This is a genomic window from Edwardsiella anguillarum ET080813, assembly GCF_000264765.2.
GTDB classification, from domain to species: domain Bacteria; phylum Pseudomonadota; class Gammaproteobacteria; order Enterobacterales; family Enterobacteriaceae; genus Edwardsiella; species Edwardsiella anguillarum.
On record NZ_CP006664.1, the window covers coordinates 3,048,714 to 3,074,972 of the forward strand.

Below are 26,259 nucleotides of genomic sequence, written 5' to 3' on the forward strand. Positions count from 1 at the left end.
GGAAAGTCCAACCGCGGAGCTATACGCCCGGCGCCGGCGCGCGGTACATGGCCAGATAGCGGTGCTGGAACATGCACATGCGGATGGCGTTGCGGTACTCGCCGTTGATGAAAAACTCGTGGATCAGCTCCCCCTCGACCTCAAAGCCCAGTTTGCTATAGATATGGATAGCCTTGTGGTTCTCTTTGTCGACGATCAGGTACAGCTTATACAGGTTGAGCACGGCAAAGGCGTGCTCCATGGCCAGCTGCGCCGCGCGGCTGGCGTAGCCGTGCCCCTGATGGGTGGGATCGATGATGATTTGAAATTCGGCGCGGCGGTGAATATGGTCTATTTCGACCAGCTCAACCAGCCCTATCTTGGTGCCGTTCTGCTCGACCACAAAGCGGCGTTCGCTCTGATCGTGGATATGCTTATCGTACAGTTCGGCCAGCTCGACAAAGGCGATGTAGGGCTCCTCGAACCAATAGCGCATCACGCTGGCGTTGTTATCAAGCTGGTGGACAAACGGCAGGTCTTCCCGTTCCAGGGGATGTAGCCTGACGTCGCTCTCGCTGGACATAATCGTTCCTCTCGTCGCAGGGAATGGGCGGCCGGGGCCGCCGGATAGGGAACGATATTATAACCGCTGTTTATGAATAACTGCAGGGGGCGACGGCGTCTGATACGGTCGCCGCGTGGTTAATCGCTGGCGTACCCCTGCGGCGGCAGCGCCTGTCCGTCCAGCCAGGCCAGGCCGTCGCGCTGGCGTAGACGATCGCTGCAGAACCAGGCGACCGCCAGCGGATAGATGGCGTGCTCCTGTACCTGTACCCGGGCGGCGATCCCGGCGACGCTGTCGTCGGCGAAGATCGGTACCTGGGCCTGCAGCACCACCGGGCCGCCGTCCAGCGTGTCGCTGACAAAGTGCACGGAGGCGCCGTGCCGGGTATCGCCATTGTCCCGCGCCCGACGGTGGGTATCCAGACCGGGGTAGCGCGGCAGCAGCGAGGGGTGAACGTTGAGCATGCGTCCAGCGAAGCGCTGGACAAAGGCCGGCGAGAGGATGCGCATATAGCCGGCCAGCACCAGAAGATCGGGGTGATAGGCGGCGATCTGGGCCGCCAGCGCCATGTCGAAGGCCTGGCGGTCGGGGTAGTCATCCACGCCCAGGGCGCACGTGTCAATGCCGGCCCGGCGCGCGCGCGCCAGTCCGTGGGCGTCGGCGCGGTTGCTGAAAACGGCGACGATCCGTCCCGAAATTCGCCCGGCGGCGCAGGCGTCGATCAGCGCCTGCAGATTGCTGCCTTGGCCGGAGATCAGCACGACGATACGCTTCATGGCAGTCCCCCTCAGCGCAGGATCTCGACCTGCGGTTCGTCGCCCTGTGCCTCGGCGATATGGCCCAGCAGCCAGGCCTGTTCGCCGCGTTGGCTCAGGTGCGCCAGCGCGGAGTTAGCCAGTGCCTGCGGCAGGGCGATCACCATCCCGACGCCGCAGTTAAAGGTGCGGTACATTTCGTGACGGCTGACGTTGCCGGCCTGCTGTAGCCAGTCGAAGACGGCCGGCCACTGCCAGCTGTCCTCGTCGATGACGGCCTTGGCACCGGCCGGCAGCACGCGAGGAATGTTCTCCCAGAAGCCGCCGCCGGTGAGGTGGGCGAGGGCGTGCACCTCATGGCTGGCGATCAGGTCTAGACAGGCGGCGACGTAGATACGGGTCGGCGCCAGCAGATGGTCGGCCAGCGGGCGCCCGGCCAGCATCGTCGTGCGCGGATCGCAGCCGCTGACCTCTAGGATCTTGCGGATCAGCGAGTAGCCGTTGGAGTGCGGCCCGCTGGCGGCCAGGGCGATCAGGGCATCGCCGGGGCGAACCTGACTGCCGTCGATAATCTGGGACTTCTCTACCACGCCGACGCAGAATCCGGCCACGTCGTAGTCTTCGCCGTGGTACATGCCGGGCATTTCGGCGGTCTCTCCGCCCACCAGCGCACAGCCGGCCTGTTTACAGCCCGCCGCGATCCCGCCGATGACGCTCGCCGCGGTATCGACGTCGAGCCTGCCGGTGGCATAGTAATCCAGGAAAAACAGCGGCTCGGCGCCCTGAACCACCAGGTCGTTGACGCACATGGCCACCAGATCGATACCGATGCTGTCGTGGCGCTGCAGGTCCATCGCCAGACGCAGCTTGGTGCCGACGCCGTCGGTGCCGGAGACCAGCACCGGCTCACGGTATTTTTGCGGCAGTGCGCACAGTGCGCCAAAGCCGCCCAGGCCGCCCATCACTTCAGGCCGGCGGGTCTCTTTGACGACGCCTTTAATTCGGTCAACCAACGCGTTGCCGGCATCAATGTCTACGCCGGCGTCTTTGTAACTGAGAGCGGTTTTGTCGGTCACTGCGTAAATCCCCATGGCGGTTAGGCGTGGTCCGTCGGCGGCGCGATGAGGCGTCCGCGAACCCTGCGGAAAATGTCAGGCGGCGCAATTCTAGCAGTCAAAGCAAACGTTTGCTATCCCGTTATGCCCGACGGTAACGTTTTCGCCCGTCAGGTAACAGAGTGTTTCTTTCTTGATTGAGATCATGCTTTTTTCTCTGGTAAGCGGGCGAAAAGGCGGTATAATCTCGCGATTTTTTTGGGCGCAGAACAGCTACATGGGAGAAAAAAAATGAAGATCGTTGAAGTGAAACACCCGCTTGTGAAACACAAACTGGGTTTGATGCGTGAAAATGACATCAGCACCAAACGATTCCGTGAACTGGCCTCTGAAGTGGGCAGTTTGCTGACCTATGAAGCGACCGCAGACCTCGAAACAGAAAAAGTAACCATTGATGGTTGGTGCGGCCCGGTCGAAGTTGAACAGATTAAAGGGAAAAAGATCACCGTGGTGCCGATCCTGCGCGCAGGGCTGGGCATGATGGAAGGGGTGCTGGAGCATGTGCCGAGCGCCCGTATTAGCGTGGTGGGGATCTACCGTAATGAAGAGACGCTGGAGCCGGTTCCCTATTTCCAGAAGCTGGTCTCCAACATCGATGAGCGTATGGCGCTGGTCGTCGACCCGATGCTGGCCACGGGCGGCTCCATGATCGCCACCATCGATCTGCTGAAGAACGCCGGCTGCCGCTCCATCAAGGTGCTGGTGCTGGTGGCGGCGCCGGAAGGTATCGCCGCGCTGGAGAAGGCGCACCCGGACGTGGAGTTGTACACCGCCTCCATCGATCAGGGCCTAAACGATAAGGGTTACATTATTCCGGGTCTGGGCGACGCCGGCGATAAGATATTTGGTACCAAATAACCCGTGAGCCGACTCGTTAGTCGGCTTTTTTTTGGCGTGACGCCGGGAGCGTCGCGCCCCTTTCAAACACCAACACTATCGATTAACGAGAGAGGAAATACACCATGACCCGTCGCGTCATCGGCGTCAGCGAGCGTCCGCCGCTTCTGCAAACGATTCCGTTGAGCTTTCAGCACCTGTTCGCCATGTTTGGCGCCACCGTGCTGGTTCCCATTCTGTTTAAGATCAACCCGGCGACGGTACTGCTGTTCAACGGCATCGGCACTCTGCTGTATCTGTTTATCTGTAAGGGCAAGATCCCGGCCTATCTCGGCTCCAGCTTTGCCTTTATTTCTCCGGTGATGCTGCTGCTGCCGCTAGGCTATGAGCTGGCGCTGGGCGGCTTTATCGTCTGCGGCGCGCTGTTCTGCCTGGTGGCGCTGATTGTTAAAAAAGCCGGTACCGGCTGGCTGAACGTGATCTTTCCTCCGGCGGCAATGGGGGCGATTGTGGCGGTGATCGGACTGGAGCTGGCCGGTGTGGCGGCCAATATGGCCGGCCTGCTGCCGGCCGACGGTGCCCGCGCCGACGGCACCACCATCACCATCTCGATGGTGACGCTGGCGGTGACGGTGCTGGGCTCGGTGCTGTTCCGTGGCTTTTTGGCCATCATCCCGATCCTGATCGGCGTGCTGGTAGGCTACGGGCTCTCCTTTTTCATGGGCGTGGTGGATATTACGCCGATCAAGGAGGCCCACTGGTTTGCGCTGCCGACCTTCTATACGCCGCGTTTTGAATGGTTCGCCATTTTGACCATCCTGCCGGCGGCGCTGGTGGTGATTGCCGAGCACGTCGGCCACCTGGTGGTGACCGCTAATATCGTGAAGAAAGATCTGATGCGCGATCCGGGGCTGCACCGCTCCATGTTTGCCAACGGCTTCTCCACCATGTTCTCCGGCTTTTTCGGCTCGACGCCGAACACCACCTATGGCGAAAACATCGGCGTGCTGGCGATCACCAAGGTCTACAGTACCTGGGTGATCGGCGGGGCGGCGGTGCTGGCGATTCTGCTCTCCTGCGTCGGTAAGCTGGCGGCGGCGATCCAGGTGATCCCGGTGCCGGTGATGGGCGGGGTCTCCCTGCTGCTGTATGGGGTGATCGGGGCGTCCGGGATCCGGGTGCTGATCGACTCCAAGGTCGACTACAACAAGGCGCAGAATCTGATCCTGACCTCGGTTATCCTGATCATCGGCGTCAGCGGTGCCAAGGTGCACATCGGCGCCGCGGAGCTGAAGGGGATGGCGCTGGCGACCATCGTCGGTATCGGGATGAGCCTGTTGTTCAAGCTGTTCAGCCTGATGCGCAAAGAAGAAGAGATTATCGAGCTGCCGGAGGATATTTAACGCCGCCGACGGGAGCCGGGCGGTGTCCGGCTTTCGTCTTTCCGCCTGCGCGCGTCGGGATGATGCGGGGCGGATCTGTCGCATACAATGTCCGCTTTTCTCCACGCTCCGTGGCTATGTTAAGCGCGTGATGGCGCGCTGCCGCCGCTGGCTATTCTCTTGATCCTGCTTCTTTTTATTTATCTTCCTCCCCGGAGAAGGTGGCGTTGGCGCCGCGTCAGTGGGCTCCCCGGCCCGTCAGGATAATTAACGGTAAAAAAGGAGTTATCCCATGCATGCACTCCTGCTGCGTCTGAACCCCCTGCTTCACAATGAGGATCTTGGTAAATTGCTGCTGCGTATCACGCTGGGCGGTCTGATACTGCTGCATGGCGTCAATAAAGCTGCCTTCGGCCTGACGGGCATCCATGCGCTGCTGGCGCCGGCGCTGATCGTGCTGGGGGTGCTGGTCCGGCCCTCGGCCCTGATCATGGCGTTTACGATGCTGTTCGCCTGGTATTTGGCCCACGTCGGCGATACCTTCAGCCTGACGAAGAGCGGTGCATCGGCGATCGAGAGCCTGCTCTATTACGGCGTGAGCGGCCTGGCGCTGGCCTGCCTGGGGGCGGGGAACTATTCCCTGCTGAAGACGGCCCGCTCCGGGGCGTGTCCCTGCGGGGGTTTTTAGCGCCGCGGCGTGATTAGCGCATGCCTGTGCGCATTTCTGTGTTAAACTGAAAACGTTTTTTGCAAGTTCATGTCTGAGGTGCATCTGAACACGCCCACCCAGCTTTCATTGCCGCTCTATCTGCCCGACGATGAAACCTTTGCCAGTTTCTACGCGGGGGAGAATGCCGCGCTGCTCGCTGCGCTGCGTAATGCATTACGTCAAGAGCACGGATCCTACATCTATTTCTGGTCACGTGAGGGCGGCGGACGCAGCCACCTGCTGCATGCGGCCTGCGCTGAGCTGTCGCAGCGCGGAGAGGCGGTCGGGTTTGTGCCGCTGGATAAGCGGGCCTACTTTGTCCCCGAAGTGCTGGATGGCATGGAGCAGCTGGCGCTGGTCTGTATCGATAATATCGAATGTATCGCCGGCGATGAGGCCTGGGAGATGGCCATCTTCAATCTGTATAACCGGATCCAGGAGAGCGGACGCACCCGCCTGCTGATCACCGGCGATCGTCCGCCGCGCCAGCTCAATCTGCGGCTGCCCGATCTAGCCTCGCGCCTGGACTGGGGGCAGATTTATAAGCTGCAGCCATTGGGCGATGAGGAGAAGCTGCAGGCGCTGCAGCTGCGCGCCCGTCTACGCGGCTTTGAGCTGCCGGAGGACGTGGGGCGTTTCCTGCTTAAGCGTCTGGATCGTGAGATGCGCACCCTATTTATGACCCTGGATCAGCTCGATCGAGCCTCTATCGCCGCCCAGCGTAAGCTGACCATCCCCTTCGTTAAAGAGACGCTGCTGCTGTAGCCGAGCGGCGATCTATGTCGCGCGACGGGCTTGCCCGGCGCCCAACTCTATTTACAGAATCTCCAGCACCTGCGGCGGCGGGCGGCCCAGGCGCGCCCGCGGGCCGTTGACCACGATGGGGCGTTCTATCAGCGAGGGATGTGCGGCCAGCGCGTCGATCAGCGCGGCCTCGTCCAGCGCCGGGTTGTCCAGATCCAGCTGCCGATACAGATCGTCGCCCCGGCGCATCAGCTGACGCGCGGAGTCAAAGCCCAGCGCGGCGATCAGGCCGCGCAGCGCGTCGGCATCCGGCGGCGTCTCCAGATACGGCACGATCTCGGGGTGGATGCCGCGCTCTTCCAGCAGCTGCAGCGTGGCGCGGCTCTTAGAGCAGCGGGGATTGTGATAGATAACGACGGAGGACATAGGGGCTCCTGTAGTTAGGGGAATCCCCCGGCGCCCGCGGTGCCGGGGAGTGGGCATCAGCGCCGCTGGTACTGTTTAAAGCGTTCCTGCAGCTGGCGCAGCTGATCGATTCGGGCGTCATAGCGCGCCTGTTTCAGGCTGCCGAGGGGCATCAGCGCGCTGGCGTTGCCCAACAGCCCGATAGCCTGCTGCAGTTCGCCGGTCAGTGCCAGCTGTTCGGCGCGGGCGGCCAGCTCCTCGTCGCGCAGCCCCTGTGCGGCGCTGGCTTGCGCCAGCAGATCCCAGCCGTTGACATCGCTGGGGTAGCTGTAGGTATAACGGTACAGCAGGCGAGAGGCCAGGGGCGCCTTCCCGCCCTGAATATAGGCGTTGGCCAGATTGATCTGCAGGACGGGATCGCTGCGATTTTTTGCTAGCGCCGCCTCCAGACGGGCGATGGCCGCCGCCGCCTGCTTCTGGCTGAGGTCGATATCGGTTATCAGGTCGATATACCAGACGTTGTCCGGATCGGCCGCCAGCAGCGGCTGCAGGGTACGGCGCGCATCGTCAGGCTTGTTGGCCTGAGAGAACAGAATGGCTCGCCCATAGCGCGCCGCCTGCTGCTCGCGTACGTTGCCGCGCGCCAGCGTATCCAGCATGTCGCTGCTGAGATAGCCGCCGTCGAGGTCGTTACCGCTGTACATGCCCAGGGTGCGAACCTTGGCCAGCAGGTAGTCGAGAGAGGACTGAACCGGGTGGGGGCGCATCTGGTTGGCGCGGTTGCGGGTATCGGTCAGGCGGCTGTCCGGCAGGGGATGGGTCAGCAGGATCTCCGGCGGCTTGGAGGAGTAGCGCGACTGGTCGGCCAGCTTTTGCAGAAAGTTGGGCATAGCCTGGGGGTCGAATCCGGCGCGCTGCAGCACCTGAATACCGATGCGATCGGCCTCCTGCTCATTCTGCTGGGTAAAGCTGATGATCCCCTGCTGGGCGCCCGCCAGGGTGCCGGTCAGGGCCGCCATGCCCGCCTGCGGGCTGGCCATCGCCAGCAGGATGGATCCGAGGGCGCCGACCCAGGTCAGCGGCGCAGTGCGCTGCTGCTCCTCCATCGCTCGCGCCAGGTGGCGCTGGGTAACGTGGGAGATCTCATGGGCCATCACCGAGGCCAGCTGACTCTCATTGTCGGTATAGCGGAATAGGGCGCTGTGCAGCACCACGTTGCCGCCGAAGAAGGCAAAGGCGTTGATGTCGTCATTGCGAACTAGATAGAAGTGGAACGGTGTCCGCACGCCGTCGGCGTGGGAAACCAGGCGCTCTCCCAGCCGGTTGATATAGCCGTCGAGCAGGGGATCGTTAATCAGCGGCGCGCTGGCCCGCAGCTGGCGTACGTAAAAGTCCCCCATCGCCAGCTCCTGATTGATGCTGAGGATATTACCGGCGGTGGTGCCGATATCCGGCAGCGATTGATCCTGTATGGCGGCGGCGTGCAGCGAGGGCGCGGCACCGAATAGCCCGCCCACCAGCAGCAGGGCGATAAGCGATCTGTTGAACCGTAAAGTCATGAGTGACGCTTCCAAAGCAACGATAGACATTTGACGCCGATCCCGGCGAAGAGTTCTTCTTCCCGCACCCGCTCTCTATTACACTAGGCCAGATAAAGGGCCGTGTCCTGCAATAACCTGATGGTTGTCCATTCTGCCACTATTGCCCGGCCGTGCCAAAACTTGTTGGTTATTATTTATCATATTGTTATATAACGTGATTTATGGAGCAGTCGCGCCGCGGCGCAGAATGAAGGAGTATAACCGTGCTTGAAATGCTGAGGCAGTGGTACCGGCGCCGCTTTACCGACCCCCAGGCGATCGCCCTGCTGACCATCCTGCTGGTGGGATTTTGCATTATCTATTTCTTTAACGGCATCCTGGCGCCGCTGCTGGTTGCCATCGTCCTGGCGTACCTGCTGGAGTGGCCGACCCATAAGCTGCAGCTGGTCGGCTGTTCGCGGCTATGGGCGGTCTGCGTGGTGCTGCTGCTGTTTATTGGGATTGTGCTGCTGACGATGCTGGTGGTGATCCCGATCGCCTGGCAGCAGGGGCTGGCGCTGATGAGTGACATGCCGAAGATGGTGACCCGCTTTTATGAGTATGCTGCCACGCTGCCGCGCCGCTACCCGGCCCTGATGGATGCGGGCATCATCGATGTAGTGGTGGAGAATCTGCGCGCGCGGATGGCGCTGATGGGCGAGTCGGTGCTGAAGTTCTCCCTGGCGTCGCTGGTCGGACTGGTCACGCTGGCCATCTATCTGGTGCTGGTGCCGCTGATGGTGTTCTTCCTGCTCAAGGATAAGGGACAGATGCTCAATGCGCTGCGCCGGGTGCTGCCGCGCGAGCGCGGCCTGGCCGGTCAGGTCTGGCTGGAGATGAATCAGCAGATCACCAACTATATCCGCGGCAAGGTGGTGGAGATGGTGGTGGTCGGCGTGGCGACCTATCTGGTGTTTCTGGTGCTGGGGCTGAACTATGGCCTGCTGCTGGCGGTGCTGGTCGGCGTCTCGGTGCTTATTCCCTATATCGGCGCGGTGCTGGTGACCATTCCTGTGGTGCTGGTGGCGCTGTTTCAGTGGGGGATGGGGGCAGATTTCTGGTCGCTGTTCATCGCCTATCTGGTGGTGCAGGGGCTGGACGGTAACGTCCTGGTGCCGCTGCTCTACTCCGAGGCGGTTAACCTGCATCCGCTAGTGATCATTCTGTCGGTGATCATCTTTGGGGGGCTGTGGGGATTCTGGGGGGTCTTCTTCGCGATCCCGCTGGCGACCCTGGTGAAGGCGGTGATCCACGCCTGGCCGGATGACTTCGGTAATGACTCGACGCCGGGCGCCAACGGGTAGCGCCTAGGCGGGCGCGGCGCCAGAGGGCGTCGCGCCGCGGGCGTTACGGGTGGCTGCGCAGGTACTCCAGCACCACGTCGCTGTGGTTGCTGGTTTTAAACCCCTCGAACACGTGTTCAATGCGGCCGCTGCCGTCGATCAGAAAGCTGATGCGGTGAATGCCGTCATAGGTTTTCCCCATGAAGGTTTTCTCTCCCCAAACGCCAAACAGGGCGGCGACCCGGTGCTCTTCATCGGACAGCAGGGTAAAGTTCAGCAGCTCCTTCTCCGCAAAGCGGGAGAGCTTTTCCGGTTTATCGGTGCTGATCCCCAGCACCTCTACGGCGTACTGTTTCAGCTCATTCATGCTGTCGCGCAGCCCGCAGGCCTGTACGGTACAGCCTGGGGTCATGGCTTTGGGATAAAAGTAGACCAGTACTCTCTGGCCCTGGAAGTCAGCCAGACCGATCTGCTCACCGTCTTGATCCAATAGGGTAAACTGTGGCGCGATGCTACCGGCTTGCAATGGACTCATTACGACTCTCTCCGTCTTTAACCGTCATGCTGAGAATAATTGACTACGTTGATGCTGCCCTGCGCGTTGAGCTCGAGACAGAGCTGGTTAAACGCGCGCTCGATCAGCGTGGGGTCTTGGCTGGCCGGGCTATGGGCGGTGATTTGAATATAGAGCTGTTGCTCATCGGAACCGTCGCGGGTCTGGGTTCGGGAGACCAGTTCGGCGATGTTCATGCGCTGTGAGTCAAACAGATCGGTAAAGCGTTCGATGATGTGCGGCGAGTCTTTGACTTCGACCTGCACCCAGACCGTGGCCGGCATGGTAGGACGCTCGTGCCAGGTGGTGCGCTTCATTACGATCAGCAGGTCCATCTCTACGCCTTTCAGCGGCAGGGTGGACTCTATCAGGGTGATCGCGTTCCAGCTGCCGGAGAGCAGCATGATGAACGTGAACTCTTCGCCCAACATCGCCAGTCGGCTGTCTTCAATATTGCAGCCACAGCTACTGACGTGGCGGGTAATATTGTTGACGATGCCGGGGCGGTCCGCGCCAAGGGCGGTGATGACTAGATAGTGTTGATTGGGCTGTGGCAAAAGAGTTCTTCCTGTATCGATAGTGGGTGTACCAAGGTAATCATAAAAAAAAGTATGCTACAAGCAATTAGCATTCAGATGTCTACTTGCGTTGGCAATGCTTTAAAACGTACCATGAGACGCCTGTTTTTAGAGGGGGGATGGACTATGTTCACGGGAAGTATTGTAGCGCTGGTAACGCCGATGGATGACAGGGGCAATGTCGATCGCGCGAGCCTGAAAAAGTTGGTCGATTACCATGTAGCCAGCGGGACGTCCGCCATTGTTGCCGTGGGCACCACCGGTGAGTCCGCCACGCTGAGCCATGACGAGCATGTCAACGTGGTTTTACAGACGCTGGAGCTGGCCGATGGCCGGATTCCGGTGATCGCCGGGGCGGGCGCCAACGCCACCGCCGAGGCCATTGCGCTGACCGAGCGCTTTAATCACAGCGGGGTGGTGGGATGTCTGTCGGTCACGCCGTATTATAATAAGCCGACGCAGGAAGGGTTATATCAGCACTTCCGTGCCATCGCCTCTTGTACCGATCTGCCGCAGATCCTGTATAACGTGCCGTCGCGCACCGGTTGCGATATGCTGCCGGAGACCGTGGCGCGTTTGGCGCAGATTGACAATATTATCGCGATTAAAGAAGCGACCGGGAACTTAAGTCGCGTTGGGCAGATCCAAGATCGGGTCAACGACGATCGCTTTATCCTGCTCAGCGGCGATGATGCGTCGGCGCTGGACTTTATGCGTCTGGGCGGAAAAGGGGTTATCTCGGTAACCGCGAACGTGGCTGCGCGCCAGATGGCTGAGATGTGCCGCCTGACGCTGGCCGGGGATTTCCATGCCGCACGCAGGCTAAACCAGAGCCTGATGCCGCTGCATCATGATCTGTTTATAGAAGCAAACCCGATACCGGTAAAATGGGCCACCAAGGTATTGGGACTGATAGCGACCGACACCCTGCGTCTGCCGCTGACTCCGCTGAGCGCCAGTGCGCGTCCGGCGGTTGAGCGCGCACTGCAGCATGCCGGTGTGCTGTAACTCTTAGGGAGATTGAATGGCTTACTCAGTACAAAAGTCGACGATTGCGACCCTGGTTGGCGTGTCGCTGGCGATGATGCTCTCCGCCTGCTCCAGCGATCAGCGCTATAAGCGCCAGGTCAGCGGAGATGAGGCCTACCTGGAAACGCCGGCTCTGCAGGAGCTGAAGGCGCCTGCGGGGATGATCCTGCCGCTGCAGAACAGCACCTACGATATCCAGAGGAGTAACGATAAGGGCGCCGTCGGCAAGGCGCTGGATATCCGTCCTCCGGCGCAGGCGCTGGCGCTGCTGAACGGTTCGCGCACCCAGTACACCAACGGCGCAGCGATCATGCTGGTGGAGAACTCAGCCGGGATGAGCGGGCTGTGGCAGCAGGTCGTACGCTCGGTGCAGGAGGATAACTTCCCGATTGCCAGCCGCCAGGATGCCAGCCAGTCGCTGACGACGGAGTGGATCGCGTTCAATCGCGCCGATGAAGATCAGCAGTACCGCGGCCGCTATCAGATCTCGGTTCAGCCGCAGGGATACCAGACGGCGATCGTGGTGAAGTCTCTGGCGTTGGAGCAGAGCGGAACGCCGGTGACCTCAAGCAGCGAGATCCAGCGCTATGCGGTGAATGTGCTGAACGACGTTGCCGGCAATCTGGATAAAATCCAGAGCGATCAGGCGAACGCGCGCGCTAACCGGAGCCTGGGACAGATCGACGTACAGAGCGGGGCCGACGATACCGGTCTGCCGCTGCTGATCGTGCGTGCGCCTTATGCCCAGGTCTGGGAGCGCCTGCCGTCCGTGCTGCCGCGCGTTGGCATGACCATCGGCGATCGCAGCCGCCCGCAGGGGACGATCGCCGTCAGCTACAAGGAGCCGGGCAGCAGCACCTGGGAAAGCCTGCGGGCCAGCGTGCCGGATCTGGCCAACGGCGACTATAAGATCCAGGTCGGCGATCTGGACAACCGTACCAGCCTGCAGTTCCTGGACAGCAAGGGGCAGCCGCTGACCCAGGCGCGTAACGACGCGCTGGTCAAGGTATTCCAGGCGGCGTTCGCCCGCCCGTAACCCGAACGGACATCGCGAAGGGGGCTAACGCCCCCTTTTTTTGTATTTTTTTCTCCACGCAATCGTTTGGCTGGCGTATAATGGCCCGCATCCTGCGGCGCTGTCTCGCCCGAACGCTTCGGTTTGTTCTGTTCTTAACCTATGGAGTATACAAATGCAAAAGCTCGCTGAGTTGTACCGCGGCAAGGCTAAAACGGTCTATGCCACGGAGGATCCGGATCTGCTGATTCTGTCGTTCCGCAACGATACATCAGCCCTGGATGGTCAGCGCATTGAGCAGTTTGATCGCAAAGGTATGGTGAACAACAAGTTTAATCACTTCATCATGAGCCAGCTGGAGGCGGCCGGGATCCCGACGCAGATGGAGCGCCTGCTGTCCGATACCGATGCGCTGGTGAAGAAGCTGGAGATGGTGCCGGTGGAGTGCGTGATCCGTAACCGCGCCGCCGGTTCGCTGGTGAAGCGTCTGGGTATTGAAGAGGGCATGCCGCTGAATCCGCCGCTGTTCGACCTGTTCCTGAAGAACGACGCCATGCACGATCCGATGGTCAATGAATCCTACTGCCGTACCTTTGGCTGGGTCAGCGACGAGCATCTGGCGCAGATGAAGGCGCTGAGCTACCGCGCCAACGAGGTACTCAGTCAGCTGTTTGACGACGCCGGGCTGATCCTGGTGGACTTTAAGCTGGAGTTCGGTCTGTATAAGGGCCAAGTCGTTCTGGGCGATGAGTTTTCGCCGGACGGCAGCCGACTGTGGGATAAGGCGACGCTGGCGAAGATGGATAAGGATCGCTTCCGCCAGAATCTGGGCGGGCTAATTGAGGCCTATGAAGAGGTGGCTCACCGTCTGGGCGTGCCGCTCGACTGAGCGGTGACGCGTCGAATGGAGAGACGACGGGGGCGCTAGCCCCCGTCGTCATTATGGTGCCAGCCCGGCCATGACGCACTCCTGCCCACGGCCGGTGTCCCCGATCCGGCGCGGTTTCGGGGTGATCCGCCAGGCGGTACCAATACGTCCGACCTGGCAGTGCGCGCTGTACAGCGGCATGGTGCCCCCTTGGCGGCGCGATCGGCAGAAAACGCGCGACCTGCGGTGCATAACGGCGCGCCAGCCCGGTAGTGATGTGACCGCGGATCCGCCGGGATCGCCCGGGGCACGGTTGTGCCGCGTCAGATCCATCCGTGCGCGGCCGTGAAAGGACAAGTTGCGGGCATCCGGTCGGCATGGCGTGGGGGGTGGCGCCTGTGCGGCGGAGAGCCGTGCCGACGGTAGGAAAAACAGACGGAAAGCCGAGCGCAGGCGCGTTTCTCCTTTGGGCCGAGGAGAAACGGACATGGCACGAGCCAGACCGCGCCGGGGCCGATAGGCCGCGGGTAGCTTGGCGATGATTGGTTATTTATTGTGATGTTATGGCGCGTCATGATCGTTTTGCGATCGCTTGTCGATGATGGCGCGCGGCAGTGCAGACGGCGGCGATGCTGGTATACTCAGGGATTCCCTTTTGCTGCCCTGGTGTCGCTATGCCGCTTTCCGCCTCTCTTCCTGCCATGTCCCGCGCCGGCGTGCGCCGCCTGCTGGTGATCAGCGGCGAGGCCGACTGGTGCCGACGGCGCGCCGCCCTCGCCCTCGCCCCGCTGGCCGATGCAACCTGGTGCGGCAGCCCGGCACCGGCGGGATGTCAGGCGCTGCCGCTGACGCAGATCCGTACGGTGTTGGGACGTGAGCTGGGGCACTGCGTGCTGGACTGGCATCCGGGCTGTCACGCGGAGGCGCTGGCGGCGCTGGCCGGCGCGTTACGCGCCGGCAGCTGGCTGATCCTGCTGACTCCGCCGTGGTCTGCCTGGGCGCAGCGTCCCGATGATGACAGCCTGCGCTGGAGCGAGCGCGAGCATCCTATCGCCACGGCGAATTTTGTTCACCATCTGCAGCGGACGCTGTCCGACGCCGACGGCGTCACGCTATGGCGCCAGGGGGAGGCGTGCCCGGCGCCGGCGCCGCTGAGGCGCGCGGCGTGGCGGGCACCGGATGGCGCGCCGACGGCGCAGCAGCGGGCGATACTGCGCACGCTGCGTACGCCGGCTGCCGTCAACGTGGTGCTGGGCCCCCGCGGGCGCGGCAAGTCAACCCTGAGCGGTATGCTGGCCGCCGAGCTGTGCGGTGACTGTCTGCTGACGGCGCCGGCCCGGGTCGCCGCCGAGCGGGTGCAGACGGCGGCGGGCGCGCTGCCGTTCGTGGCGCCCGATCTGCTGCTGCAGCGGATCGAGGCCGGGGAGGCGCTGCCCGGCTGGCTGCTGATCGATGAGGCGGCGGCGATTCCGACGCCGCTGCTGCAGCGCCTGATCGCGGCGTTTCCCCATGTGCTGATGACCACCACGGTGCAGGGCTACGAGGGGACCGGCCGCGGGTTTCTGCTCAAGTTTTGCACGGCGCTGCCCGATTGCCGTATCCATCGCCTCGATCGGCCGCTGCGCTGGGCCAGCGGCGATCCGCTGGAGGCGTGGCTGAACGCCGCGCTGCTGTTCAGCGATACCTGTGGGGCGGCGGCGCCGGTCAGCGCGCTGCGCTGGCTGGATCAGGAACAGTGGCAGACGGCACCGGCGCGGATGGCGGCCTTTTATGCCCTGCTGACCAGCGCCCACTACCGGACATCGCCGCTCGATCTGCGGCGCCTGATGGATGCGCCCGGTCAGCGCCTGTGCGCGGCGCTGGGCGAGGCGCGAGTTCAGGGGGCGCTGTGGCTGGTGGAAGAGGGAGGACTGTCCGCCGCGCTGGCGCAGGCGGTGTGGGCCGGTGAGCGTCGTCCGCGCGGCAGCCTGGTCGCCCAGTCGCTGGCGGCGCACGGTGGTGAGGCCGACGCTCCGCGGCTGCGATCCTGGCGCGTTAGCCGTATCGCCGTGATGCCGGCGCTGCGCCGGCGCGGCGTCGCATCGGCGCTGATAGCCGCGGCGCTGACGCAGGCGCGCGCGGGGGCGGTGGACTTTGTTTCGGTCAGCTTTGGCTATACCGATGCGCTCTGGGCGTTCTGGCAACGCAGCGGATTTACCCTGGTGCGCATGGGGACCCAGCGGGAGGCCAGCAGCGGTTGCTATACGGCGATGGCGCTCTGCCCGCTGACGGCGGCGGGAGAGGCGTTGACCCAGCGCTTGGCCCGGCGTCTGGCGCGAGATGCCCGTTGGCTGATGGCGCAGACCGGGCTCGCGCTCCCGCTGACGCAGCTGACGGCGGACCTGCCCGATGAGGCCGATCTGCGTGAGCTGGACGGCTTTGCCCATCACGCCCGCCCTTACGATAGCGCCTGTCCGGCGCTGCTGCGTTTTCTGGCCTGTCGACCGGCCTCTGCGCTGCCGCCGCTGTTGGCGCAGCTGTTGCAGGCGCAGGGCGATCTGGCACGGCTGCCGCCGCAGGGGGGCATCAGCGGACGGCGGGCCCTAATCGCCGCCCTGCGCCGGGCGCTGGCCGCCGCGCTGGCGGCGGAGGCGTAACGCCGTCGGCACACCCGGCCGTGGGGCTCGCGGGCAGCGTGGTTTTTCTCCTGTCGCGGCAGGCGTATAGTAGGTAACAAGAGAGTCCGCATGAGTGATTAGGAGCCGCGTATGGAACATCATCATCACGTTGTGCAACAGCCGGTGGGGGCGGCGCAGCAGCTGATTCTGCTGTTTCACGCCGTAGGCGATAACCCGGTCGCCATGGGGCAGATCGGGACGTATTTCGCCCAGGCGTTCCCCCAAGCGCTGGTGGTCAGCGTCGGGTCGCCTGAGCCGTCGCCGGATGGCGCAGGGCTGCAGTGGTATGCGCAAGAGGGAGAGGATGACGAGAATCGTCCGGCGCGTATTGCCTCCGCGTTGCCGCGGCTGATCGCGCTGGTGCGCTACTGGCAGCAGGTCAGCGGCGTCGGCTATGCCGCGACGGCGCTGGTGGGCTTCTCTCAGGGGGCGACGATGGCGCTGGAGGCGGTGCGCAGCGAGCCGGATCTAGCGGGTCGGGTGATCGCATTCAGCGGGCGCTTTGCTACCCTGCCGCAGCATAAGCTGGGCGATACGGTGGTGCATCTGCTGCACGGCAGCGAGGATCCTCGGATCGATCTGGCGCACGCGCAGGCGGCCGAGCGCCGGCTGCGCAGCACCGGCACCGATGTCACGCTGGATATTGAGCCGGTGGGACATGCGATCAACGCGGCCCTGATGGAGGCGGCGCTGGAGCGGATGCGCGCCTATATTCCACAGCGTTATTGGGATGAGGCGCTCAGCGGCAAACGCGGCGAGATCGTCGCCTACCGCTGAGGGGGGAGGGGCGTTACTTGCGCGGCGCCTTGTCCTGGCCTTTGTCCTTCTCCTGCCGGGGCCAGTCATCGTCGTCCCACTGCGCATTGTTGTCGCGGTGCGGCGGCAGCGGCGGGCGATCGTCCAGATAGCGTTTGGGATTGACGCGCATCAGCGCCTTGATCCCGTTCCAGATCATGCCGATCAGGATCAGCAGGATCACCCACCAATAGTCAGCCAGCCAGCTCATTCCTTGCTCTCCTGGGTACGGATATAACGGGAAAAAATCGCCTCCAGATGGGGCTCCAGCCAGTCGCGTCCGGCGATGTCGCGATCCTGCCAGGCCTCCCGCAGCACCGCCGGCGTCAGCAGGGATTCGGCCTGCTGGGCCAGCGGACGGTAGCTCAGATGCCAGGGTTCGGCGCCGACGCCTTCCTGCCCGCCGCCGAACGGGCGGTAAAAGCCGAACGCCGCCATGTGCGTATCCAGCCAGCGGGTAAGGGGGAACTGGCAGCCCGCGGGCTGATACTCCCATGGCTCCAGCTGGAGTCGGGTATCCGCGGGCAGCAGATCCGGATCGTAGACATCGAGATCGCTGCCCCAGTGGTGCCGGCTGGCGCCGGGCAGGGCGGACCAGCGCAGGATGGCCTGACAGCGTTCACCCGGCGTCAGGTCGGCCACCTGCAGCGGCTGGCTGTCGGCGTCCAGCAGCGGACGCTTTCCGTTGAACTTGTCATTCCAGATGGCCTGCTGACGCGCAAAGTCGCGAAAGCTGCTGGCGGGCTGCAGGTTCAGCCCATCGGCGAGCGCACGCCGCTGCATGGCGCGAAACGCGTCGGCGGCCCGCGGCTGCAGGCGGTGGTTGCCGCCGATGGACTCCAGGTGATCGGTGCTCAGACCGGTCAACATCGCCGGGGTGATCATGCGATGAGTTGCTCCATAATCCGTTGGTACATGCGACTGAGGCTCTGTAGGTCGGCCGCGCTGACGCATTCGTTGACTTTATGTATGGTGGCGTTAAGCGGCCCCAGCTCGACCACCTGGGCGCCCATGCGGGCAATGAAACGCCCGTCGGATGTGCCGCCGGTGGTCAGCAGGCGCGGGGTTTGGCCACCGTAGCAGGCGACGGCGTTGACCACCGCGTCGACCAGCTCGCCGCCCGGCGTCAGGAATGGCAGGCCGGAGAGAGACCAGTTAAGGGTATAGCGCAGGCCGTGGCGATCCAGCAGCGCCGCGACGCGTTGCTGGATCGACTCAACGCTTGACTCGGTGCTGAAGCGCAGATTGAACTGTACATACATATCGCCGGGGATCACATTATTGCTGCCGGTACCAGCGGCGATATTGGCAATTTGCAGGCTGGTCGGCGGGAAGAAGTCGTTGCCGCTATCCCACGCGATAGCCACCAGCTCCGCCAGCATCGGCGCGGCGCGGTGCACCGGATTGTCGGCCAGGTGAGGATAGGCGACGTGCCCCTGAGTGCCGTGCACGGTCAGATCGGCGGTGATGGAGCCGCGGCGGCCGTTTTTGACCACGTCGCCCAGACGCTGCTCGCTGGAGGGCTCACCCACCAGGCAGTAGTCAAGGCGTTCGCCGCGCGCCATCAGGGTCTCGACGACGCGGACGGTGCCGTTGACCGCGCTGGCCTCCTCATCGGAGGTGATTAAAAAGGCCAGCCGACCGCGGTGATCCGGCCTGGCGGAGACAAAGCGTTCGGCGGCGACCACCATGGCGGCCAGCGATCCCTTCATATCCGCCGCGCCGCGGCCGTACAGCATGCCGTCCTGCAGCGTCGGGGTAAACGGGGGATGGCGCCACTGGCGCTCATCGCCGGGCGGTACGACGTCGGTATGGCCGGCAAAGGCCAACACCGGGCCATCACCGCCGCGCCAGGCCCACAGATTGCGGGTATCGCCGTGCGGCATCGCTTCAATATGGAAGTCCAGCGCGCGCAGGCGGGCCAGCAGGATATCCTGGCATCCGGCGTCGTTAGGGCTGATGGACGGGCAGCGGATCAGCTGCTGCGCCAGCGTGAGAACCGGACAGACGCTCATTGTGCCTCCTCGGCGAAAAACTGCGCGTAGCGCTCTGGGGTGAACCCGAGCAGCAGCTGCTCTCCCCACTGCAGCAGCGGACGCTTGATCAGCACCGGAGAGGCGAGCATCAGCCGCGCCGCCGCCTCTGGCTGAGCGGCTTCGGCGCGGGTGGCCTCATCCAGGCCGCGCCAGGTGGTACCGCGGGTATTCAGCAGCGCGCCGACGCCGAGCTGCTCGATAAATCCGTTCAGCCGCGCCTCATCCAGGCCATCGCTGCGGTAGTCGTGAAAGCGATAGGGGATCTGCCGTTCATCCAGCCACCTGCGGGCCTTCTTAACCGTATCGCAGTTTTTGATGCCATAGATCACCGGCATCGGAGAGGACGACAGAGTAGTCATGACGCTATTACCTTTGTTATCGGGAGCTTCCATAATGCGGTAAATCCGCCGTGGGATCTACCCTTAGCGTGCAGCGCCTGGCTAGCGTAGCTGCCGTTTGGCCGAGGAGAAAATGCTGTCCCCAGAAGGGGGTTATGCAATGATTGATTTCAGTGATAAAAACATCAACTCCATAAAAATAAACACAATATTTTCATCATATTATAATGAATCGCTGCTTTTATCGTCACATGGCGCCGCTATGTTCCCCGTACTTCTATTTTATCGGGGACATCTCATGCATAACTTCTCTTTGCTGACATTATTGATGACATTGGGGCTACTCTCTCTGCCGCCAGCGGACGCGCGGCAGGATAACGTGCTGCGGATACTGACCTATAACACCTATTTTGATCGCTTAGATGAGCCGGCTATCACGTTGCCTTTTTTTATTAATGCCAATTATGATCTGATGGGGTTTCAGGAGGTTGAAACCTTACAAAGTCTGGATAACCGTGGGCGGCGCTATCAGCGCCTGCTGGAGCAGGCGGGGCTTGGGCACTTTAGCGCATTGGGCGATAGTGCGGTACAAACGCCGTTGCCCGCCCGTTTTGGCAACCTGATGCTGGCCGATGGGACGTTGTACTACGATATTGATTTGCAACAGCAGGTCATCAGTGCGCTTAATGGAATAACATTGGATGATGGCGTGCGTACCTTACTGGCGTCGGTTATCCAGAATGGCGTTCCTCTATCCGAGGCGCTGGGGCAACTGTTGGACAAGCCGCGGTCGCTGGTTAATCTGGTGAATGTGCTGTCAGCGCTGCGTACGCATCAGGTGCCTTTGGCCAATGTCATGATGAACCTGCCCTATGCGGTGCTGGAGCATGGCGTGGTGGATACGCCATTGTTGTTCGGCAGCCCACACCTCAGTTCTCAGGATGATTCCTCTTTTCGCCTCAATCAGGTTCAACTGCTCAATGCAGTTGCGCATGCAACACCGTTGCCGATTGTGCTGGCTGGTGACTTTAATGCCGGCGAATATGCGGAGCGCGGGCTGTTCAGCGTGGATGCGCAGGTGCAGCTGTTTAACCGCTATATACAGAACCCGGATTCATCGCCCGCCCAGTTTTACCGCACGTTGCTTGAGCAATATGCCCAAAGCAGGAAGCTGTTGAACGCACTGATTGATCGCGGGCAAGCGTTGAATGACGTTGAGGGGGCGTGGATCGCCGCACTGTTCCGAGCTGAAAACTATCCCGTGGATGGCAATCTGCCGCGCACTATGAATCTTTTGCGCCAGCGCTACCAGCTGTTTATACACGACGAAGAACGGGAGCCGTTTGCGCCTCATACCCTGAATGACGGCAGTGCGACCTGGCCGTCGGTTATGGATGATAATGCCCGCCGCGGCTGGGGAGCCTGGAGCCGTGGGCAGGTGGACTATATTGTTGTATCGCGCCCTTTTGCAAAATGGTTTTCCCTGGCGGACGACGCCAGCGATCCCTACAGTGGCATTATGCAGCTGGCGTTTAATCCCATGGATTCTACCTACCGTATCAATGATGCCTATTTTGCTATCGATGGCACGCCGATGAATGGGCAACGCGTTGTCGCGAGTGACTATGTGTCTGCCTCAGACCACGCGCTGGTGGCCCATACGTTACGCTATACTGGCCCTGCGCTACGCCTGGCAGGTGATGGGCGGCTCGCATTAATCTGGGGGCCTGAGGCGGCTAACTACACGCCACAGTCCCCGCTGTTTTTATTAACGCGCAACAACCACCGTAATGATATGTACCTGGGCAATCTGGCCGACGTGCAGGGGGAGCCGCTACCGCTGTTAGCGCAGCGGCCGGAGGTCATCAAACAGACGCCACTCTCCTGCGCATGGCGCAATGATGCCCATATTGGCGCGGCGGTGAGCCGCTATTGTCTTGACGATCACCGTATGATTGGCAACGTACGTGTGACCGGAGATGCTGTGTTACTGGTGGATGACGGGGAAGCGATGGGGAGACAACCTAAAGTTGGCCTTGCACGTCGTAGCACACTGGTGCTTGCCACCTCCACGCCTGACAATTTTCATCTGGCGTCGCTGAATCATGCTGGAAACCTGTGGCTGAGTGCCGCTACAGCTGGAAATCAGCTGATCGTCGACGGTGATTACCTGAGTGATGATGGTCTGCTGGGATTTGGGGTAAATGCACCTGGCGCTGATCTCCGCAGCGATAGCCTTACGCTGAACGGACCCAGCAGTGGCAATATACGTGTTGCTATTACCAGTAGTGAAGGGTTGGGGCAGCAGGCGGATGCTATCGCGCTTATTTCGCTGGCCGGGGAGAGTCAGGCAACGTTTGCATTAGCGCAGCGGACCGTGGCTGCCGCTTATGATTACCGTCTGGCTGAGCAGGCAGATGATGGACTGGGCCAGGGGAGACGTCGCTATTGGCTGACTAATCTGGCAGAGGATGGACATAGTACGTTAGTTCGCCCGGAAAGCCAGGGATATCTGGCTAATCTGGCGGCGGCTAATACCCTGTTTCTTCCTCGCTGGCAGGAGATGGTTTATCCGCACGCAGCCCGGAGCGCGGCCTCCAGCATGTGGCTACGCCAGAATGGGGGATATCGCTATTACCGCGATAGCAGCGGCCAGTTAGATACCCGGGGGTACCGTTATGCTGTGCAGTTGGGCGGAGAGGTTACTCAGTGGCAAGACGATCACGGTGATTACCGGTTGGGGGTGATGGGCGGCTATGGAACGTCGCACAGTATGAGCCGCAACCGCCTAAGCCAACGGCAGGCTGTGGCCAGTTTGGATAGCTATACCGCGGGAGTATACGTCGCCTACAGCCGCGATCCGTTGGGGTTGCAGGGGCTTTATTTCAATGGGGCGTTGCAGTATGTCTGGGGCGATAACCGGGTACAGGGAGAGCAGTTAAGTGCGCAACGCTATAATAGCCGGGGTTTTCTGGCATCCATTGAAGGCGGGTACGCCTGGCGTTATGCCATCAATGTCACACATACGCTCGCGCTGACGCCCCAAATTCAGCTGGCCCATATGGGGGTGAAAGGAAAGGATGTCACGGAGGCGGCGGGTACCCGGATTCGGGACGATAGTAACGGCGGCATGTATGCCCGGGCGGGTATCCGCGCTGCCTGGCAAATTGATATGGCCTCGGGCAATACGTTGACGCCGTTTGCTGAGCTGGGTTATCAGCATCAACCCGCCTTTGCGCTGATGATGGACAACGCCACGGTTGAGCAGGGAACGGTGAGCAATACACTACAGGTCAGTGTGGGTATCCGTGGGCATATTGACGGAGATCTGGGCTTTTCGGCCCAGTTGAATGGACAGGTGGGAGAGCAGCGTTACCGTGACGGTACGGCATCGCTGCAGATAGCGTATCGCTTCTGAACATTGTCCTGTAATCGCTATCCCAGTCCGGCATTTTGCCGGCAGGGATAAAATTTATCCGCATAAATCTTCACCGTAGGTAAAGGACGCGTTATCATGAGGTCGAATATAAATTCGACAACATAGAACTGATATTACGATGATTGATAAAGAATTGGATACCTGGAAGTCATTTATTGAGTTTATTTTGAATCAGCAAGAACGGCAACAATAGGCCGGCAACGCCCCTGACGGGGCGCTGCCGGTGTCGTTTCTGGCGTTATCCGCCGTTAATTATACCGTTTGGCTTTTCCGGGAAAGCGGCGACGTACCAAGATAAAGAACAGCGGAACAAAGTAGATCGACAGCAGGGTCGCGGCGATCATGCCGCCCAGCACTCCGGTACCGACCGCGTGCTGGCTGCCGGAGCCCGCGCCGTGGCTGAGGGTCAGCGGCAGTACGCCGAAGATGAAGGCCAGCGAGGTCATCAGGATCGGGCGCAGACGCAGGCGACACGCCTCCAGCGTCGCCTCCAGCAGATCTTTGCCGCTGCGGTTGAGTTCGTTGGCGAATTCGACGATCAGAATGGCGTTTTTCGCCGACAGGCCGATGATGGTCAGCAGCCCCACCTGGAAATAGACATCGTTTTCTAGCCCGCGCAGCCAGGTGGCGCAGACGGCGCCCAGTACGCCGAGCGGCACCACCAGCATGACCGAGAAGGGGATCGACCAGCTTTCATACAGCGCCGCCAGGCACAGGAACACCACCAGCAGGGAGAGGGCGTACAGCGCCGGCGCCTGGGCGCCGGACAGGCGCTCCTGATAGGACATGCCGGTCCACTCCAAGCCAAATCCGCTGGGCAGCTCGCTGACCAGCTGCTCCATTATTTCCATGGCGCGGCCGGTGCTGATCCCCTGCGCCGCCTCGCCGACGATTTCGACCGCCGCCTCGCCGTTATAGCGCTCCAGGCGCGGTGAGCCGTAGTCCCAGCGGGTGCTGGAGAAGGCGGAGAAAGGCACCATATTGCCCTGGTTATTACGGACATACCATTTGTTGATGTCGTTCGGCAGCATGCGATAGGCGGCCTCGCCCTGCACGTAGACTTTCTTCACCCGCCCCCGGTTGAGAAAGTCGTTGACGTAGGTCGAGCCCCAGGCGGTTTTCAGCGTGTCGTTGATATCGTCGATGCTCACGCCGAGCGCCTGCGCCTTGCGCTGATCGATATCGACCTGCAGCTGCGGACTGTCGTCCATCCCGTTATGGCGCACTCGGGTCAGCTCTGGCTGCCTGGCCGCGGCGGCCAGCAGCCGATCGCGGGCCTGCATCAGCGCATCGTGGCCGAGACCGGCGTGATCCTCCAGCTCCAGATCGAAGCCGGCGGAGCTGCCGAGTCCGGAGATGGCCGGCGGGCTGCTGGCAAAGACCCGCGCCTCGCGAATGTTGGCGAAGGCCCGACTGGCGCGCTCAATGATGGCGGCGGCGCTGTCGCCCTCGCCGGTGCGCTGATCCCAGGGCTTGAGACGCACGAACATGCGCGCGACGTTCTGGCCGTTGCCACCCGGGCCGGCGCCGACGATGGAGAAGACCGACTGCACGTCTTTGCCCTCGTCGACCAGCAGGTAGCTTTCGACCTTTTCCACCACCTTCAGAGTCTCCTGCTGCGTAGCACCGACCGGCAGCTGGATCTGGGTCATGAAGACCCCGCGATCCTCCTGAGGTAGAAAGGAGGTGGGCAGATGCAGGTACAGGGTGCCCAGCCCGCCGAGGATCAAAAGATAGAGCAGCATGCTGCGTCCGCCGTTGCGTACCACCCGGCCCACGCCGTTCTCATAGCGCAGGGCGCTGCGTTCAAAGGTGCGGTTAAACCAGCCGAAGAAGCCTTTTTTGGCGTGCAGCTGCGTCTTGCTGACCGGCCGCAGCAGGGTGGCGCACAGGGCGGGAGTCAGGATCAGCGCCACCAGCACCGAGAAGATCATGGCGGAGACGATGGTGATGGAAAACTGGCGATAAATCGCGCCGGTGGTGCCGCCGAAGAAGGCCATCGGCACGAAGACTGCCGACAGCACCAGGGCTATCCCCACCAGCGCTCCCTGGATCTGATCCATCGATTTGCGCGTCGCCTCCCGCGGCGAGAGCCCCTCTTCGCTCATCAGGCGCTCGACGTTTTCCACCACCACGATGGCATCGTCGACTAAGAGCCCGATGGCCAGCACCATGGCGAACATGGTCAGGGTGTTGATGCTGTATCCCATGGCAAACAGCACGGCAAAGGTTCCCAGCAGCACCACCGGCACGGCGATGGTCGGGATCAGGGTCGCGCGCAGGTTCTGCAGGAACAGGTACATCACCAGAAACACCAGGGCGATAGCCTCAAACAGGGTTTTGACCACATCCTGGATCGCCGCCTGGACGAACGGGGTGGTTTCGTAGGCGTACTCCACCTTCAGGCCGTGGGGAAAATAGGGTTCCAGCTGCGCCAGCTTGGCCTTGACCCGCGCATCGGTGGCCAGCTCATTGGCGCCGGAGGCCAGCTTAATGCTCATTCCCGAGGCCGGTTTGCCGTTGAAGCGCGACAGGTAGTCATACTTTTCGGCGCCCAGCTCGACCTGGGCCACGTCGCCCAGCGTCACCAGAGAGCCGTCGCTGTTCACCCGCAGCGTTATTGCGCGGAACTGCGCTGGCGTCTGGAGCTGGGACTGCGCCATCAGGGTTGCGTTGAGCGCCTGGCCGGGAACCGACGGGGAGGCGCCGATCTGGCCGACGGCGATCTGACTGTTCTGGCTTTTGATCGCGCTGACGACGTCCTGGGTGGTCAGGCGGAACTGGTTGAGCTTCGTGGGATCGAGCCAGATGCGCATGGCGTATTGGGAGCCAAACGCATCGACGCTGCCGACGCCGTCGATTCGGCTGAGCGGATCCTGCAGGTTACTGGCCACATAGTCGGCGATATCCTGGCGATCCATGCTGCCGTCGGTGGAGACGAAGGCGACCGTCATCAGGCTGCTGTCGCCGGATTTGCTGACGCGTATCCCCTGCAGCTGAACTTCCTGCGGCAGTTTACGGGTGGCGGCGCTGAGCTGATTCTGGACCTGCTGCATCGCCTCATTGGGATCGGTGCCGGACTGAAAGGTCAGCGTAATGGAGGCGCTGCCGCTGCTGCTGCTCTGGGAGGACATGTACATCAGTCCATCCAGACCGGTCATGTTCTGTTCGATGACTTGGGTAACGGTATTTTCCAGGGTTTGGGCCGATGCCCCGGGATAGGTGGCGCTGATGCGCACCGTCGGCGGCGCCAGATTCGGGTACTGCTCGATGGGAAGCTGGTGGATGGCCAGCAGCCCCGCCAGGCTAAAAATGATGGCGATGACCCAGGCAAAAATGGGGCGATCGATGAAAAATTTAGCCATACAGTAACCCTGGTTTATCTGATGCGAGGTGACGCGCGGCGGCAGGCCGTGAGGCGCCTGAACCGCATAGAATGATGCTGCACTGTATCCTGCGCCGCCGAAAAAAAAGTGGAGAAAAAATGGAAAAAACGTAAAAAATCGTGCGTTGGAACATGGCTGTCCTTCAGTTGTGCAAAAAACGCGCTGTGCCGCGCCGTCCGGCCCATATTTGCCCCGGGCGGGGTGAAAAGTT

At 61.9% G+C, this 26,259-nt stretch carries 23 protein-coding genes; 11 read left to right on the forward strand and 12 right to left on the reverse strand.

The features are described from left to right. Window positions 1-19: 19 nt before the first annotated feature. The 3 genes from speG to purM all read right to left on the reverse strand — a co-directional run bounded on the left by speG (window position 20) and on the right by purM (window position 2,375). Window positions 20-562, reverse strand: coding sequence for a spermidine N1-acetyltransferase (gene speG, locus ETEE_RS13700; RefSeq protein ID WP_034163571.1), 543 nt, complete (start codon window positions 560-562; stop codon window positions 20-22). Between the two features lie 119 nt (window positions 563-681). Next, on the reverse strand, window positions 682-1,320 hold the full coding sequence (gene purN, locus ETEE_RS13705; RefSeq protein WP_034163570.1) for a phosphoribosylglycinamide formyltransferase: 639 nt from the start codon (window positions 1,318-1,320) through the stop codon (window positions 682-684). Between the two features lie 11 nt (window positions 1,321-1,331). Further along, window positions 1,332-2,375: a phosphoribosylformylglycinamidine cyclo-ligase gene (purM, locus tag ETEE_RS13710; RefSeq protein WP_034163803.1), complete on the reverse strand. Its 1,044-nt coding sequence runs from the start codon at window positions 2,373-2,375 to the stop codon at window positions 1,332-1,334. A 270-nt stretch (window positions 2,376-2,645) separates the two neighbouring features. Between purM and upp the strand changes: the two genes are divergently transcribed. The 4 genes from upp (at window position 2,646) to hda (ending at window position 6,107) form a co-directional block, all read left to right on the forward strand. Beyond that, a complete protein-coding gene (gene upp / locus ETEE_RS13715) occupies window positions 2,646-3,272 on the forward strand; it encodes a uracil phosphoribosyltransferase (RefSeq protein WP_034163569.1) in 627 nt (208 codons plus the stop codon). 104 nt (window positions 3,273-3,376) lie between these two features. Next, window positions 3,377-4,654 (forward strand): uracil permease, encoded by a 1,278-nt coding sequence (gene uraA / locus ETEE_RS13720; protein ID WP_034163567.1) that lies wholly within the window; start codon window positions 3,377-3,379, stop codon window positions 4,652-4,654. 271 nt (window positions 4,655-4,925) lie between these two features. Then, the gene (locus ETEE_RS13725) at window positions 4,926-5,321 is read left to right on the forward strand and encodes a DoxX family protein (RefSeq protein ID WP_034163565.1); all 396 of its coding nucleotides are present in this window, start codon (window positions 4,926-4,928) and stop codon (window positions 5,319-5,321) included. 69 nt (window positions 5,322-5,390) lie between these two features. Continuing rightward, window positions 5,391-6,107, forward strand: coding sequence for a DnaA inactivator Hda (hda, locus tag ETEE_RS13730; protein ID WP_095666561.1), 717 nt, complete (start codon window positions 5,391-5,393; stop codon window positions 6,105-6,107). A gap of 51 nt (window positions 6,108-6,158) precedes the next feature. Here hda and arsC read toward each other — a convergent pair whose 3' ends face one another. Together arsC and bepA are read right to left on the reverse strand one after the other, a co-directional pair. Beyond that, window positions 6,159-6,512, reverse strand: a complete 354-nt coding sequence (gene arsC / locus ETEE_RS13735; protein WP_034163563.1) for an arsenate reductase (glutaredoxin) — start codon at window positions 6,510-6,512, stop codon at window positions 6,159-6,161. A 56-nt stretch (window positions 6,513-6,568) separates the two neighbouring features. Next, entirely contained in the window at window positions 6,569-8,050 is a 1,482-nt protein-coding gene (bepA, locus tag ETEE_RS13740) for a beta-barrel assembly-enhancing protease (RefSeq protein ID WP_034163562.1), read from the reverse strand. A 245-nt stretch (window positions 8,051-8,295) separates the two neighbouring features. Here bepA and ETEE_RS13745 point away from each other — a divergent pair, with 245 nt between their 5' ends. Next, complete coding sequence (locus tag ETEE_RS13745) at window positions 8,296-9,375, forward strand: AI-2E family transporter (RefSeq protein WP_034163561.1); 1,080 nt, start codon at window positions 8,296-8,298, stop codon at window positions 9,373-9,375. A 43-nt stretch (window positions 9,376-9,418) separates the two neighbouring features. Here the strand turns inward: ETEE_RS13745 and bcp are convergent, their stop codons facing one another. Continuing rightward, entirely contained in the window at window positions 9,419-9,889 is a 471-nt protein-coding gene (gene bcp, locus ETEE_RS13750; protein ID WP_034163560.1) for a thioredoxin-dependent thiol peroxidase, read from the reverse strand. Window positions 9,890-9,906: 17 nt separating this feature from the next. After that, a complete protein-coding gene (locus ETEE_RS13755; protein ID WP_012847959.1) occupies window positions 9,907-10,464 on the reverse strand; it encodes a glycine cleavage system transcriptional repressor in 558 nt (185 codons plus the stop codon). Window positions 10,465-10,611: 147 nt separating this feature from the next. Here ETEE_RS13755 and dapA point away from each other — a divergent pair, with 147 nt between their 5' ends. The 5 genes from dapA to ypfH all read left to right on the forward strand — a co-directional run bounded on the left by dapA (window position 10,612) and on the right by ypfH (window position 16,831). After that, on the forward strand, window positions 10,612-11,493 hold the full coding sequence (dapA, locus tag ETEE_RS13760) for a 4-hydroxy-tetrahydrodipicolinate synthase (protein WP_034163559.1): 882 nt from the start codon (window positions 10,612-10,614) through the stop codon (window positions 11,491-11,493). A gap of 16 nt (window positions 11,494-11,509) precedes the next feature. Further along, a complete protein-coding gene (gene bamC, locus ETEE_RS13765) occupies window positions 11,510-12,550 on the forward strand; it encodes an outer membrane protein assembly factor BamC (protein WP_034163558.1) in 1,041 nt (346 codons plus the stop codon). A 154-nt stretch (window positions 12,551-12,704) separates the two neighbouring features. After that, entirely contained in the window at window positions 12,705-13,418 is a 714-nt protein-coding gene (gene purC / locus ETEE_RS13770) for a phosphoribosylaminoimidazolesuccinocarboxamide synthase (protein ID WP_034163557.1), read from the forward strand. Window positions 13,419-14,071: 653 nt separating this feature from the next. After that, the gene (locus tag ETEE_RS13780; protein WP_034163554.1) at window positions 14,072-16,033 is read left to right on the forward strand and encodes a tRNA(Met) cytidine acetyltransferase TmcA; all 1,962 of its coding nucleotides are present in this window, start codon (window positions 14,072-14,074) and stop codon (window positions 16,031-16,033) included. Between the two features lie 111 nt (window positions 16,034-16,144). Further along, entirely contained in the window at window positions 16,145-16,831 is a 687-nt protein-coding gene (gene ypfH, locus ETEE_RS13785; protein WP_034163552.1) for an esterase, read from the forward strand. A gap of 13 nt (window positions 16,832-16,844) precedes the next feature. Here ypfH and ETEE_RS13790 read toward each other — a convergent pair whose 3' ends face one another. From ETEE_RS13790 to ETEE_RS13805, 4 genes are read right to left on the reverse strand one after another with little or no spacing between them, the layout of a single operon-like run. Continuing rightward, a complete protein-coding gene (locus ETEE_RS13790; protein ID WP_034163550.1) occupies window positions 16,845-17,060 on the reverse strand; it encodes a YpfN family protein in 216 nt (71 codons plus the stop codon). Further along, on the reverse strand, window positions 17,057-17,734 hold the full coding sequence (locus tag ETEE_RS13795; RefSeq protein WP_034163548.1) for a M15 family metallopeptidase: 678 nt from the start codon (window positions 17,732-17,734) through the stop codon (window positions 17,057-17,059). Before ETEE_RS13795 ends, ETEE_RS13790 begins: the two co-directional genes overlap by 4 nt. After that, window positions 17,731-18,864 carry a succinyl-diaminopimelate desuccinylase gene (gene dapE, locus ETEE_RS13800; protein WP_034163547.1) on the reverse strand — a complete coding sequence of 378 codons (1,134 nt, stop codon included), beginning with the start codon at window positions 18,862-18,864 and terminating at the stop codon, window positions 17,731-17,733. Before dapE ends, ETEE_RS13795 begins: the two co-directional genes overlap by 4 nt. Beyond that, on the reverse strand, window positions 18,861-19,244 hold the full coding sequence (locus ETEE_RS13805; RefSeq protein ID WP_034163800.1) for an ArsC family reductase: 384 nt from the start codon (window positions 19,242-19,244) through the stop codon (window positions 18,861-18,863). The genes dapE and ETEE_RS13805 overlap by 4 nt, the downstream gene beginning before the upstream one ends. 97 nt (window positions 19,245-19,341) lie before the next feature. Between ETEE_RS13805 and ETEE_RS13810 the strand changes: the two genes are divergently transcribed. Further along, complete coding sequence (locus ETEE_RS13810; RefSeq protein WP_144242828.1) at window positions 19,342-22,641, forward strand: autotransporter family protein; 3,300 nt, start codon at window positions 19,342-19,344, stop codon at window positions 22,639-22,641. Between the two features lie 269 nt (window positions 22,642-22,910). Here the strand turns inward: ETEE_RS13810 and acrD are convergent, their stop codons facing one another. Continuing rightward, entirely contained in the window at window positions 22,911-26,027 is a 3,117-nt protein-coding gene (gene acrD / locus ETEE_RS13815) for a multidrug efflux RND transporter permease AcrD (RefSeq protein WP_034163545.1), read from the reverse strand. Window positions 26,028-26,259 lie beyond the last annotated feature (232 nt).